This window comes from Nocardia sp. IBHARD005 (assembly GCF_052814245.1).
Genome location: NZ_CP199935.1, coordinates 173044 through 185110, shown reverse-complemented (window position 1 = coordinate 185110; position 12067 = coordinate 173044). Strand labels below are relative to the sequence as shown.

General features: G+C 63.0%; 15 protein-coding genes. 8 read left to right on the top strand and 7 right to left on the bottom strand.

Going from position 1 to position 12067, the window contains the following annotated elements; translation table 11 throughout:
- The first annotated feature begins 132 nt into the window (after nucleotides 1–132).
- The gene (locus ACTWPB_RS00840; protein ID WP_446223853.1) at nucleotides 133–645 is read left to right on the top strand and encodes a hypothetical protein; all 513 of its coding nucleotides are present in this window, start codon (nucleotides 133–135) and stop codon (nucleotides 643–645) included.
- Nucleotides 646–745: 100 nt separating this feature from the next.
- Nucleotides 746–1243, top strand: a complete 498-nt coding sequence (locus ACTWPB_RS00835; RefSeq protein ID WP_427904962.1) for a peptidylprolyl isomerase — start codon at nucleotides 746–748, stop codon at nucleotides 1241–1243.
- A 54-nt stretch (nucleotides 1244–1297) separates the two neighbouring features.
- On the opposite strand, the gene ACTWPB_RS00830 is transcribed toward ACTWPB_RS00835, so the two are convergent.
- Nucleotides 1298–2566: an ATP-binding protein gene (locus tag ACTWPB_RS00830; RefSeq protein WP_446223852.1), complete on the bottom strand. Its 1269-nt coding sequence runs from the start codon at nucleotides 2564–2566 to the stop codon at nucleotides 1298–1300.
- Between the two features lie 387 nt (nucleotides 2567–2953).
- Between ACTWPB_RS00830 and ACTWPB_RS00825 the strand changes: the two genes are divergently transcribed.
- Nucleotides 2954–3439 carry a hypothetical protein gene (locus ACTWPB_RS00825; protein WP_446223851.1) on the top strand — a complete coding sequence of 162 codons (486 nt, stop codon included), beginning with the start codon at nucleotides 2954–2956 and terminating at the stop codon, nucleotides 3437–3439.
- A gap of 239 nt (nucleotides 3440–3678) precedes the next feature.
- Here ACTWPB_RS00825 and ACTWPB_RS00820 read toward each other — a convergent pair whose 3' ends face one another.
- The 4 genes from ACTWPB_RS00820 to ACTWPB_RS00805 are packed head-to-tail and all read right to left on the bottom strand — an operon-like array spanning nucleotide 3679 to nucleotide 5796.
- Entirely contained in the window at nucleotides 3679–4260 is a 582-nt protein-coding gene (locus ACTWPB_RS00820; RefSeq protein WP_446223850.1) for a hypothetical protein, read from the bottom strand.
- Nucleotides 4257–4742, bottom strand: a complete 486-nt coding sequence (locus ACTWPB_RS00815; protein ID WP_446223849.1) for a hypothetical protein — start codon at nucleotides 4740–4742, stop codon at nucleotides 4257–4259. Before ACTWPB_RS00815 ends, ACTWPB_RS00820 begins: the two co-directional genes overlap by 4 nt.
- 2 nt (nucleotides 4743–4744) lie before the next feature.
- Entirely contained in the window at nucleotides 4745–5470 is a 726-nt protein-coding gene (locus ACTWPB_RS00810; RefSeq protein WP_446223848.1) for a WXG100 family type VII secretion target, read from the bottom strand.
- A complete protein-coding gene (locus tag ACTWPB_RS00805) occupies nucleotides 5470–5796 on the bottom strand; it encodes a type VII secretion target (RefSeq protein ID WP_446223847.1) in 327 nt (108 codons plus the stop codon). Before ACTWPB_RS00805 ends, ACTWPB_RS00810 begins: the two co-directional genes overlap by 1 nt.
- A 235-nt stretch (nucleotides 5797–6031) precedes the next feature.
- Between ACTWPB_RS00805 and ACTWPB_RS00800 the strand changes: the two genes are divergently transcribed.
- From ACTWPB_RS00800 to ACTWPB_RS00780, 5 genes are read left to right on the top strand one after another with little or no spacing between them, the layout of a single operon-like run.
- Nucleotides 6032–6658 (top strand): DUF3558 domain-containing protein, encoded by a 627-nt coding sequence (locus ACTWPB_RS00800; RefSeq protein ID WP_446223846.1) that lies wholly within the window; start codon nucleotides 6032–6034, stop codon nucleotides 6656–6658.
- A gap of 42 nt (nucleotides 6659–6700) precedes the next feature.
- Entirely contained in the window at nucleotides 6701–7060 is a 360-nt protein-coding gene (locus tag ACTWPB_RS00795) for a hypothetical protein (protein WP_446223845.1), read from the top strand.
- On the top strand, nucleotides 7060–8430 hold the full coding sequence (locus ACTWPB_RS00790; RefSeq protein WP_446223844.1) for a PPE domain-containing protein: 1371 nt from the start codon (nucleotides 7060–7062) through the stop codon (nucleotides 8428–8430). Before ACTWPB_RS00795 ends, ACTWPB_RS00790 begins: the two co-directional genes overlap by 1 nt.
- Entirely contained in the window at nucleotides 8427–9194 is a 768-nt protein-coding gene (locus ACTWPB_RS00785) for an ESX secretion-associated protein EspG (protein WP_446223843.1), read from the top strand. The genes ACTWPB_RS00790 and ACTWPB_RS00785 overlap by 4 nt, the downstream gene beginning before the upstream one ends.
- Nucleotide 9195: 1 nt before the next feature.
- Nucleotides 9196–9732: a Uma2 family endonuclease gene (locus ACTWPB_RS00780; protein ID WP_446223842.1), complete on the top strand. Its 537-nt coding sequence runs from the start codon at nucleotides 9196–9198 to the stop codon at nucleotides 9730–9732.
- A 2-nt stretch (nucleotides 9733–9734) separates the two neighbouring features.
- Here ACTWPB_RS00780 and ACTWPB_RS00775 read toward each other — a convergent pair whose 3' ends face one another.
- Nucleotides 9735–10448, bottom strand: coding sequence for a Uma2 family endonuclease (locus tag ACTWPB_RS00775; RefSeq protein ID WP_446223841.1), 714 nt, complete (start codon nucleotides 10446–10448; stop codon nucleotides 9735–9737).
- 74 nt (nucleotides 10449–10522) lie between these two features.
- Complete coding sequence (locus tag ACTWPB_RS00770; protein ID WP_446223840.1) at nucleotides 10523–12067, bottom strand: acyl-CoA carboxylase subunit beta; 1545 nt, start codon at nucleotides 12065–12067, stop codon at nucleotides 10523–10525.

Below are 12067 nucleotides of genomic sequence, written 5' to 3'. Positions count from 1 at the left end.
CCGTTGGGGCTTCGTGCGCCACCTGGCAACCGGTGACACGATTGCCATCTGGTCGACCCCGCGCGTACCCGAGGACAACGCCGACGCCATCCGCCGGTTCGCGCGCGGGCACACAGAGAGGAAGGAATCGCCATGAGTCGCCATGAATTCACACTGGTGCTCGATCACACGCCCACCGACGACGAACTCGACGCGCTCTTCGAAGCGGGGCTCGACGACTCAACTCCCGAGTTCGGCCCACGCACCGCCCCCGTACTACACCTGCACCGCGATGACGAGTCGCTCGCGTCGGCGATCATAAGCGCAGTGGGCCAGGCCGAGGTCGCTGGTTTCGCTGTGGTCGGCGTACGGACCGAGAACCTGGTGACACTCAAAACGATCGCAGCGAGAACCACCCGAACCTACGAGAGCGTTCGCCGTCTCGCTAATGGTGACCGCGGGCCCGGAGGCTTTCCCGCGCCGATGAGCGGTGACGGTTACGCGCTGTACTCGTGGACCGAAGTCGCCCGCTGGTTCGCCGAGCACTATGGAATCCCCGACACCACAACTCGCTATGACCGAATCATCGCAGCCGCAGATCATTTGGTACGCGCCCGCCATCTACTCGGTGGCGATACCGGACAACTCTCGGCCCTGGCGAGCTGAGCTCCATCACCAGCAGTTCCGTTGTCGACGCTGTCCGCACGGCACTCCGACCACCGAGCAGCTGTAGGGATGCACAGCCGGTCACCCTAGACTCGACTCCATGACCAAGGTGAATCTCGAAACCAATTACGGACCGATCGTGCTCGAGTTGGACGACCAGGCCGCGCCGAACACGGTCGCCAACTTCGTGAACTACGTGAACTCGGGCCATTACGCCGGCACCGTGTTCCACCGCGTCATCCCCGGTTTCATGGTGCAGGGCGGCGGCTTCGAGCCCGGCCTGAAGCAGAAGCCGACGCAGGCGCCGATCCAGAACGAGGCCACCAACGGCCTGAAGAACGACAAGTACACCGTCGCGATGGCCCGCACCAACGACCCCCACTCGGCCACCGCCCAGTTCTTCATCAACATCTCCGACAACGCCTTCCTCAACCACACCGCCCCCCAGGGCCAGGGCTGGGGCTACGCCGTCTTCGGCAAGGTCACCGACGGCACCGAGGTAGTCGACAAGATCGCCGCCGTCTCCACCGGCAGCGCGGGCCCCCACCAGGACGTCCCCGTCGACGACGTCATCATCGAATCCGCTTCTGTCGCTTAATCCTTCGACGTAGCGATTCGGGCCGCCACCGTATTCACCGGTGGCGGCCCGATTTCACATCTCCCAGAGCGCGGCGATCGGCATTGCGCGAAACTTCGGACCGAAGGGCAGCGTCTGCGTTCCCGTGTAGAGGACGACGCCTGCGAGCAGGTCGTCGCCGAGTCGGTCGTGGAGATAGCGCAGCCCACGGAAGTCGTCGCCAGAGACCGTATCGGCAGCCTTCACCTCGATTGCGACGACCTGGCCGCGTCGGTTCTCGAGGACTATGTCGACCTCGACCTGATCTCGGGTTCGAAGGTGGAACATTTCGACATCCTCCTCAGACCAGCTGAGCTGGCGGGCGATCTCCGAAACAACGAAATTCTCGAGCAAACCGCCCGCGTGAGGACCAGGTTTGCTCAGCGTTTGGGTGGACATTCCGCACTGATGGGCTGCGATACCCGAGTCCACGATCATTACTTTCGGCGTCGCGACGGCACGAGTCGTCAGATTGCGCGACCACGGCGGAATCCGCTTGACGACAAAGACTTCCTCAAGCAGGCCTACATACCGTTGAACGGTCTGATGCGACAACCCGAGTTCGGTGCCGATCGTCCGCAGCTGCAGCAGCTGACCTGAGCGGGCCGCAAGCAGTTTGACCAGCGCACGCATCTCCGGCGCACGCTGTATCTCGGCGAGCTGCATGACATCGCGGTTGATCAAGTCGGCGATATAGGAAGCGAAGAACTGCGCTCGCCGCTTCCCGTTCCGCGCTACCGCTTCTGGAAACCCGCCACGCGACAGCCGCTCCATATAGCCGGCACGCGACTCACCCGATTGATGGTAAGCGCCAAGAATACCTTCTCCAATGAAGGCGCGGTCGACGAATGAATCTGTGCCACCGTCTATCTCGCCTTGCGACAACGGCCACAGCTCGATTGTTTCCATCCGGCCGGGAAGTGTGTCGGGGACCGAACGTAGTCCCATGACCCGCGCCGATCCAGTCAGGAGGAAGTGCCCCGGTCGACCGTCCTCATCGACAGCCGCCTTGATGGACAACAGCAGCTCAGGGACGCGTTGCACCTCGTCGATGATCAGCGGGCGACTCTGCCTGACAAAGCCCGACAGATCGAACTCGGCCGCCTTACGCGTCTGCGGATCGTCGAGGCTGAGCCACCTGGCGCCGAGTGAGCGACCAAGGTCGGCAACCAACGTGGACTTGCCGCTCTGCCGCGCGCCGATGACCAGAACGACACGTGTATCAGACAGTGCCTCCTCGATTGCGTGGCCGGCCCGACGGGAAATGATGCGACCGAGAGGCGAGTGCGGCATGCGTGATGTCATCTAGACATAAACCCATCTCATAGGTGACATTTCCTGGGGATTCTCAACTACAAAACAGAGCACAATGTACCATCTGCCGCGTGGGTAGTGGACCATCTGCCGCAGGGGTGGTGGACCATCTGCCGCAGGGGTGGTGGACCATCTGCCGCCAGGTTCGGGCAAGCACCGACCCTGCTTGGGGTAGTACACCCTGTACCCGCCCGGCAAGTCACCGATATACCTTGGAAAGACGGCCCGGAGATGAAACTCACGGCGCAATGCCGCCAGATCGTCGCTGATCAAAGCTGGATTCGACCGGCCACAGGGCGCGCGGTATTGTGCCCTGACTCATCAAAGTTCTTGGGGGAACACGTGAAAGACCTCGTCTATTCAGTGCTGGGCGTAGTAATGGGCGCCTTCTTGGTTTTCGGCGGAATCGCCACACTCAACAGCGGCGCCGACTGCGACGGCAAGGCCATGTCGGCGGGCCAGATCTGTGTGACGACCAGCAAGGGCTCATCGGTGGAGCGCGACGCCGCCGAGCAGGAAGCCCAGAACAAGCGCACCGGGTGGCTGCTGATCGGCGGCGGCGCGGTGATGAGCATCGGCTCCGCGTTCTGGCTACGGAGCAACCTCCGGTCGCGCCGGGCTCGCCGCAACGCTGCCGCACCGCAGGGTTACCCGCCCGTCGGCGGCCCGCCGCCCGCCCCTAACGGGCTGCCACAGGCGCAGGGCCAGTGGCCACAGGCCGCACCCGCCCCGTATGGGTCGCCGCAAGCCCAGGGCCAGTGGCCACAGGGACCTCCCGGGTACGGCGCACCCACTTATGCGCCGCCGCACGCCCAGAACCAACCGCACGCCGGGTACAGCGCGAACCCGAACTACCCGCGGTGATGGGTAATCCGCGAGCACACCGGCGACATCGATCTCACCAAGGTTGTTGTGCAGCTGACCGATTCGCCCCGCCGATATGCGATGGGACCGTCGTCCTGATGTCGGGGCAACGACCACCTGCTGCGGAACCTCACCCGAGCCGAGTGACCTCATGCGTACGGAATAGCTCGGGGCAGAACCGGATTCGGCGGTGCTGACGCCTTGATACGGTTCAGTACAGCCGGGGTACGCCAGGGCTGTCAGTCCTCGCTGTTGGCGAAGTTCGCGGCGAAGTCGGGGTCGGCTGACACGATCAGGTGGTTAGTGTCGTCTGCCAGCCACACATCCGCGAAATAGCCGGACTTCGACCACGCGAGCATCCCCGCGATCATCGCGATGGGAAAGCAGCCGGGTACGGCTAAGAAGCCCAGGGGTATGTACAGCCACTCGATGTGTGCGAGTATCGCGACCGCGAGGGCGACGAGCGACAATGTCACGATCAGTAGCGCCGACAAAGCAATTCGGCGGTAGCGCCTGACCTCATACACGCAGTATTCGCACGCCGGACATTCGAACCGAAGCCGGGCTACCGGCACAGACTGCACCGGCTGCCGCCACGGTAGCTGCACATACCGGAAGAACTCCCGGATCGTCGGCATCTGCGATCCGGGTCCGTGGGAATTCACTATGAAGGAACGGCTTTCGACAGCTGGTAGACCATGTTCGCTGCACACGTCGGGCAGGGGCTCGACCAGAATCAGTTCCAGCGGCGCAGTCGTGAGAATGGGGACCCAATCCGGGTCAACCACCGTCTCGAACAGCACTTCTTTCCGCTCGCTCACCGGAGCCAACCGTTCTCTCGGCGATCCCGGAAGTAGTCGTCATCCTCATCTGGTTCGTCTGGGGTGACGATCCGATCGCGGTTGGGCTTGCGTGTTCCCGCGTGCACGGTGCCTGCCGTTGGCGAGGAGCTTTCCGGCGTCGCCGCTGTGTATGGTTGCGTTGGTGGGGACTGTTCGGCCGGCTGGTTGCGTAGTTGCTCCAGTTGGGCCTCTCCCTGTGCAGCGAGCCGTTGCCGCTCCTCCTCGGGCATATCAGCGAATTGTTGCATGGCCGCAGGCAGGGTCTGATCAAGTATCAAATTGAAGGCATCGCTGTGCATCAGGTCTCGCGCACTGCTCCGCCCCTCCAGAATTGCTCGAATCTGATTCTTCAGACCCGGATCCGCAGTGCCGTTCATGATCGTTCGAAGTGCGATGGACAGTTGCCGTGACACTGCGACATCGCCGCGGGCCAGATCATGCAGAGGCTCTGGTGTGCTCATCGTCAGGCTCCCAGATGGTCGTAGGAACTCTGCGGCAACGTCGGAAGATCGCCCGACTGTACGCCACCTATTCCTGCGTAGATCAGCGCAGCGCTACCCTCCAATGCGATATAGAGGCCAGACAACTTCTGAACCAGAAGATTGAACGCGGCAATCGCCCTCAGCGTGGTCAAAGTGGCGGCTGCCACCAGTGCGGCGGTGGCGACAATGCCCACACCCGTGACGCCGGCAAGTTTTGCCGCTGCCAATTCGATAATAGCCATGGCACCGAGATCCAGTACGCTCTGCACACCGTCGCCGAGTGTCTTAGCGCCGTAGTAAGCAGCATTCGCGAAATTCTTTATTTCGTCTGCGATATCGTTCAAGGATTCCACCTGGGCTGCGATCGCCGTAGATAATCCTGAAAAATATTCCTGAGCACTCGACGCCGCGTTTCCATCCCAACTCGGATCAACTGCCGCTGCCGCACTCTTGACCTCGTCGGCGAAGCTGGAATTGTACGCAGCGAGATTCTCAACCGCTATTCCCGCTTTCTGCAACGCCTCCCAGTCGCCGGATATTTTCTGCGAAAGCCATTCTACCGGATCTGCACCGAAGACATTCTTGCACCACGTACATGCCCAATAGGTCGGGGAAATCTCATTAGAGGTCACGATGAACTCGAATTTGTCATTCATCGGGTCTTCGGGTGAGGGCTCAGCGAGCTTCTCCACAGGAGTGCCTGCCATTATTTCCCTCCCGGGTAGATGCGATCGAGTTCTTCGGCGCGCGCCTTGTCTGTTGTCCGATAGACTTGGGCGACCTTGGTCAGTTCGGTTGCCGCGTCTGCGGACAGTTTGCCGATGGCCTCGTAGTTCGGCTTGAGTTTCTCGTATGCCGCACTGATGGCACCGAGACCGACACGGATCAGACCACCATCGCCCCAAACCGTATTGTCTGCCACCACCCACTTGTCGATGTAGGCCGTAGCGCTCGCATTTCCCTCTGCCAACGTCTGTAAGCGCTTCGAAAAGCTGTCTACTTCGTCCGGATTGACCTGAAACTTGTCTGCCATCGAATACCTCCTCCGCTCGCGGCGCTCCCGCCGACAGTTGATTCCGCCGAGGATTGCATGGCTGAATCCTGTATGCAACCAACCATCGGATGCATGGTGTTGGACGTCCCCGCGGGCCGATCGGTTCCACTTTGTGATCCAGGTCACCAGACGGGTGGGGTGACGTCGTACACCCGCGGGTATGCGACGGTAGGGTGTCGACTCGAGCAGGGGTCAGGATTCGGAGACGGATTCGATGGAACCGATCGGGCCTCTCGTGCGTCCAAAGCTAGTGAGATGGTTTCGACGAGCGGGGAGTGTTGTGCGAGGCGCTGATGTGATGCGGGCGGCCGTTGGCGCTGGTGTGGTTGTGGCTGCGGTCAGCGGGTGCGGTGGGGGTGCGGAGAAGGGGTCTGCGCAGCCGACTACTCGGGATTTGGACTCGATCGTTGTGTTCAATGTTTGTAGTCAATTGGAGGATGAGGCACTGGCCAGTTCAGGACTCGACCCGGCTACGAAGCGGACGTTGACTGATCCTCCGACCGGGCCGTCGGCCTGGCGTGTGTGCAACTGGCAACCGGCCGACGATCGGTATGGAGTCGGGCTTCGAAAAATTGGAGTCTTCTCCACCAGCCACACGCTCGACGACGCGCGGGTCAAGGAGGACATCGTCGACGTACAGGACACCATGGTTGTCGGCAGACCAGGCCTGACCTTCCGGGAGAAGAACGACCCAGACGGCTGCTTCGTAGCGTTCGCCGCGGAGCAAGGCATGTTCGAGGTACGCGTGTCCTGGATCAGCAATGAGGGGCCGCGCATCGGCGACGTGTGCGATATGGCAGCAAAGTACGCGGCGAACCTCGCGCCGCACCTTCCGAAGTAGGGGGCGGGCAACATGTCAGACCAAGCCACATATTGGCGGAACTTGAAGCAGCAGGCCGTGGCTGGCAACTTTCGGATGGAAGAAGGACTCGGTGAGTCCTTGCGGGCCGCCTGCGAGCAGTACGTAAAAGAGCTACAGCTACTGAAGGACGATACGAAGGATCTCGAGCATCTCTCAGGTTGGGGCGGCCTCGACACAGCCATCCTCCTGAAACAGAAGTTCGAAGCAAAAGCTGTCACAGGTAGCGGGGACGACCCGAACGATTCGGCCGACAAACGCCTCGCCTCGCACGTCGAGATCGCCCAACTTATGCGCGACACCTTCGCCGCCGCAATCGGCAAGTTCCAAGCCGTCGACCAGCAGAACGCCGCTGGTATCGCCGCGACCGGGGAGGGAATCTGATGCCCGCACCACTGCTTGCCATCGCCGCAATCGGCGCCGTTGCCGAGTTGGGCCGCCAGATCCACAACAGTTACAGCACCGCGTATGAAGAGGCCAAGGCTCGTGGCGAGCTCGGTGTCGCCGCGAATAGCGCATGGGCAGGTGACCGTTCGACCATCCTGTCCGAACGCGGCCGGCTCGAGACGGGTTTCGACGGCAGCTTTGCCAAACCCGTGCTGACCGGCAAATTGGATGGATTTTCCGCCCTTTCACACCAGCAGATCTGGGATGCGTTGAACGGCAGTGGTTCTCAACCTGGTGTCGACGCTGGAGAGATCAATGCCGGCGCCGATGGTTGGCGACGCCTCGTGACCGGCATGACGAATGCCGTGACCCAATTCAATACCCGCATCGACACCGCGATCAGGGACGGCTGGGACGGCACCACGGCCAACGCCGCGATCGACGGAGTGCGCACCTACTCCAGTGAAGCGCAGAAGCTGCCGACGACGTTTCAGATGGTCGGCAACGGAATCGACCTGATGCAGGGCGCGCTGGCGCAGGCGAAGATGGCGATCCCCGAACCCTACGAGGTTCCCTGGGACGAAGTGCTGCTCGCCAAGATTCCTGGCAGCGATTTTCTCAAGTCCGATCAGTACCAGGCCGACGAAGCCGAACGTGCCGCGCAGGAAATCCTGGAACGCGTGTACAAACCGCAGGCTGTGGTCGCCGACGAGAAGACTCCGGTGCTCGCCGTGCCGAAGAACCCGCTGGGCGACGGGAATGTTCCCGGTGGCGACAACAACAACGGTGACGGGTCCCGTGGGGGCTCGACCAACGGTAACTCCAACGGCTCCACTCCCGGTGGCGATCAGAGTTCTCCTGCGGCAACAACTCCGCAGTCGACCAACCCGACAACTGACACCCCCGAAGATGATTCGTCTACAGATGATTCGTCAGGTGACGAAACATCGCCTACAGCAACAACACCCACCGCCACTCCCAGCACCGAACCGGCCTCGACCCCGCAGAGTCCGACGGCCGCACCCGGTGCCGGAACACCTGGCAGCGGTGCTCCGGGCGGTGGCGGATCACCTGGTGGCGGTTCACCGGGAGCGGGCGGGGCAGCGCAGGCGCCGGTCGCCGGTCGTGGTGTGCCCGGTTCGCCGTCGGCGGGGATGCCCGCGGCAGCTTCAGCGGGCAAGGGTGCTGGTGCCGGTGGGCGTGGCATGTCCGGCATGCCCGGCATGATGGGCGGCGGCGGACGCGGCGGCGGGAAGGACGACGAGAGCGAACACAAGATCCCCGACTACTTGATCCAGGATCGCGAGTCCGAACTCATCGGCCAACTCCCACCGACGCTGCCGCCGGGTGGTGTCATCGGCGCATGAGCCACGAAATGCGCTGGCAGCTCAATAGTCTCGCGTTCAATATCGCTGTCGAGGCGAACGATCGCGACCGGCTCCCCTACCCCTTGCGCTACCGTGCCAAGTTCCCGGAAACCGCCGACGAATACGCCCGCAGGCGCGCGGAAAGCGCGCAACGGTTACAGCAGATATACGACGATTCTCTGCATCGCACGCTGGAAATCCTGCTGGAACCGCAGGTGCGAGTAGAGGTTCTGGGATTTCACGGGCCAGGGCAGAAACAGATGGTAGGCATCCACGCAGGCATCGTCGGCACGGAAGCTGTTGTGGCAGTTCAGCATTCCGATCGCGATAGCCGTGGTGGTGGCGACATCGCGATCGGCCGCTATCCGGCCGGTTCGGTAGCGGCGGAGATCGTCACCGCACTCCCCCGATGTACCGGTGGTACCGAACCTCGCTTCGAAGGCAGGCGCGGCGACCTCGACACCGCAGTGCACGCCCGCCACCCGACCAGGCTGTCCCCCATCGAAAAGGTTCAGCGCTTCCTCAACCGCCCCCGAATCGGCACCGGCGCGATCACCGTCTACCCCGGCTTCGAGATCGACGCCCGCCCCACCGATGACGGCGTCGCGTTCCAATGGTTGGACTACCCAAACGATGGCCGCTACCTGATGCAACACCACGACGCCGAGAACTTCACCGTCATCCCCGGCCCCACCGACGAAATCACCCGCCGACTCCACACCCGGATCAACACCATGGCGCAACGAGTTCGACCGACCCGCTGAGATGCACGAGCAGATCACAGCAGCGGAGTACGACACCTGGTCCGGTGAGCAGTGCGCGGGCATCGAGATCGTGGACGGGATGGTCGTTGTTCGCCCCAGTGCGTCCAAGCGGCACAACCGGCTGGGTCGGATTCTGGCAAACGCGTTGGATGCGGCGGCCGGACCGGGCTGGAACGCCGACACCGACTTCGACGTCCGGCTTCAGGATGTTCCACTCACCAATCGGCGCCCCGATGTGGTCGTCTACCGCGCCGACACCATCGACCTCACGCCAACACGACCGGAACACGTGCTGATGGTCGTAGAGGTTGTCTCGCCCGGGTCGGAGACCACCGACGGGATCGTGAAGCTGGATCAGTACGCCAGAGCAGGCATCGCCTTCTACTGGCGAGTCGAGCAGGCCGCGACCGGTGTCCCGCTGATCTACACCTACATCCTCGACCCCGCGACCGGGTCATACCGGACAGGTGACATGTTCACGGGAGTGGTCACGGCGTCGGCGCCTTTCCCGTTGGAGATCGACCTCGGCAAGATCTGAGCTCAGGACACCCAGGCCTTCAGAGGTTCGGTGTCGAGGGTGATGCCTACCGGGTTCGGGATGGGGACTTCGGCGCCGAAGGGCTGGATCAGGATTCGTTCGTATTCGCCGTTGACGGGGTTGCTGCGGACTACGACGCAGCCCTTTTCGCGGTCGATCAAGAGATAGATCGGGATGCCGGTTCGGGCGTAGGCGCGGGGCTTTTCGCAGCGGTCGCGGCGGTCGGTGTCTTGGTCGTGGGAGGTTACCTCGACGACCATCAGGACCGGAGCAGGGTCAGCCCACTCCGACTGACCTGCGAATACTCCAGTCGGCGCTAATGTGCCGTCTGGGCGTGCTCGGCCAGTGCGGTAGGAGTCGATCTTCAAGCCGCGTTCCGGAAAGAGCCACAGTTCGGGCCGAAGCACAAGCAAGGCGCGCATCAGCCATTCGAGCACGCAGGCATGGTCGCCGTCCGGCACCCCTTTCGCGGCCGACTTCCCCTCGACGTACTCCAGCCGAACGCTCTCCGAGCCATAACCGGCAACGCGGGCACGTTCTTCGAACTCCCCGGTCGTCATGGGCAGCTCAGGCGCTGCAATCTTTGACTCCGCCGTCATTGCAGCGAGGTCGGCGAGAAATGACTCGGCATCGTCGAACGTGCGGTACCTGCCTGCTTCTAGGTCTGCGTCCGCTTCACGCTCAGCGGCACGATTGCCATCCGACCAGCTGCCCATGCCCTCATTATCCAGCTCGGCATAAAACGGGCCGCCTCGGAAGTTTCCGTGGCGGCCCGTTCGGGGGTTCGGGCTTACAGTGGCAGGACGTGGTGCTTGCGCGGGTTGCGCTGGATCTTCTTGTCCTGGAGCAACTTCAACGCTCGGCGGAGTTCGAGGCGGGTGGTGGCCGGTTCGATGATGGCGTCGATGAAGCCGCGTTCGGCTGCTACCCAGGGGGTGGCGACGTTGGCGTTGTAGAAATCGATCAGGTTTTGGCGGATCGCGGCGCGCTGGTCTTCGGGGGCCGCGGCGATCTGGGCGGCGCCGAGGAGGCTGACGGCGCCCTCGGCGCCCATGACGGCGATGCGGGCGGTGGGCCAGGCGAGGTTGATGTCGGCGCCGAGCTGCTTGGAGCCCATCACCGCGTAGCCGCCGCCGTAGGACTTGCGGACCACCAGGGTGATCTTGGGGACCGAGGCCTCGACGTAGGAGAACAGGAAGCGGCCGCCGCGCTTGATGACGCCGACCTTTTCCTGTTCGACGCCGGGGAGGAAGCCGGGGGTGTCGACGACGAAGATCAGCGGGATCTCGAAGGCGTCGCACAGGCGGACGAAGTGTGAGGCTTTGTCGGAGGCGCGGGCGTCGAGGGCGCCTGCCGCGGACAGCGGCTGGTTGGCGACGACACCGACGGTGCGTCCGTCGATACGGGCGAAACCGGTGATGATGTTCTGGCCGGTCTCGGCGCTGATCTCCTTGAACTCACCGTCGTCGAAGATGCGCAGCAGAATCTCGTACATGTCGTAGCCGGCGTTGTCGGAATCGGGCATGAACGTGTTCAGTTCGCGGTCGGAGTCGGTGATCTCCGGCTCGAGACCGGGGTTCACCACCGGCGGCAGTTCCTGGCAGCTGCTCGGCATGTAGCCCAGGTACTCGCGCACCCAGGTGAAGGCCGCTTCCTCGTCCTTGGCGACGTGGTGGATGTTGCCGTACTGGGCCTGCGTGCGCGCGCCGCCGAGCTCCTCGAGGCTCACGTCCTCGCCGGTGACCTCTTTGATGATCTTCGGACCGGTGACGAACATGTGCGCGGACTCGGTGGCGACCACCACATCGGTGCAGATCGGCTCGTACACCGCGCCACCGGCGCAGTTACCGAGGATCACCGACACCAGCGGAACCATGCCCGACAGCGGCTCGAGATTGGTCGCCATCCAGGCGTACCAGGCCAGCGAGCTGATCGCTTCCTGCACACGCGCGCCACCGGAATCGTTGATGCCGACCATCGGGATGCCGACCTTGGACGCGTACTGCATCAAGCCGCACAGCTTGCGACCGAATGCCTCACCGACCGAACCGCCGTACACGGTCTGATCGTGGGAGAACACCGCCACCGGGCGACCCTCGATCTTGCCGTGGCCGATGACGACACCGTCACCGTAGAGCGCGTTCGCGTCGCCGGGCTTGCGCACCAGCGCGCCGATCTCGACGAAGGTGCCGGGATCGAGCAGCTGGTTGATCCGGTCGCGGGCACTGGGAATGCCCTTGTGCGCCCGCTTCGCGATGCCCTTCTCGCCCGCGGGCTCTTTGGCGAGCTCGAGCCGCTCGTGTAGATCGGCAAGCTTTTCGGCGGTCGTGCTCAC

What these genes read in the sequence shown, in the direction of transcription:
- ACTWPB_RS00840 (WP_446223853.1), top strand. Translation starts at nt 133, where the DNA reads ATGAGTCGCCATGAATTCACACTGGTGCTCGATCACACGCCCACCGAC.
- ACTWPB_RS00835 (WP_427904962.1), top strand. Translation starts at nt 746, where the DNA reads ATGACCAAGGTGAATCTCGAAACCAATTACGGACCGATCGTGCTCGAG.
- ACTWPB_RS00830 (WP_446223852.1), bottom strand. Translation starts at nt 2,566, where the DNA reads ATGACATCACGCATGCCGCACTCGCCTCTCGGTCGCATCATTTCCCGT.
- ACTWPB_RS00825 (WP_446223851.1), top strand. Translation starts at nt 2,954, where the DNA reads ATGGGCGCCTTCTTGGTTTTCGGCGGAATCGCCACACTCAACAGCGGC.
- ACTWPB_RS00815 (WP_446223849.1), bottom strand. Translation starts at nt 4,742, where the DNA reads ATGAGCACACCAGAGCCTCTGCATGATCTGGCCCGCGGCGATGTCGCA.
- ACTWPB_RS00810 (WP_446223848.1), bottom strand. Translation starts at nt 5,470, where the DNA reads ATGGCAGGCACTCCTGTGGAGAAGCTCGCTGAGCCCTCACCCGAAGAC.
- ACTWPB_RS00805 (WP_446223847.1), bottom strand. Translation starts at nt 5,796, where the DNA reads ATGGCAGACAAGTTTCAGGTCAATCCGGACGAAGTAGACAGCTTTTCG.
- ACTWPB_RS00800 (WP_446223846.1), top strand. Translation starts at nt 6,032, where the DNA reads ATGGAACCGATCGGGCCTCTCGTGCGTCCAAAGCTAGTGAGATGGTTT.
- ACTWPB_RS00790 (WP_446223844.1), top strand. Translation starts at nt 7,060, where the DNA reads ATGCCCGCACCACTGCTTGCCATCGCCGCAATCGGCGCCGTTGCCGAG.
- ACTWPB_RS00785 (WP_446223843.1), top strand. Translation starts at nt 8,427, where the DNA reads ATGAGCCACGAAATGCGCTGGCAGCTCAATAGTCTCGCGTTCAATATC.
- ACTWPB_RS00780 (WP_446223842.1), top strand. Translation starts at nt 9,196, where the DNA reads ATGCACGAGCAGATCACAGCAGCGGAGTACGACACCTGGTCCGGTGAG.
- ACTWPB_RS00775 (WP_446223841.1), bottom strand. Translation starts at nt 10,448, where the DNA reads ATGGGCAGCTGGTCGGATGGCAATCGTGCCGCTGAGCGTGAAGCGGAC.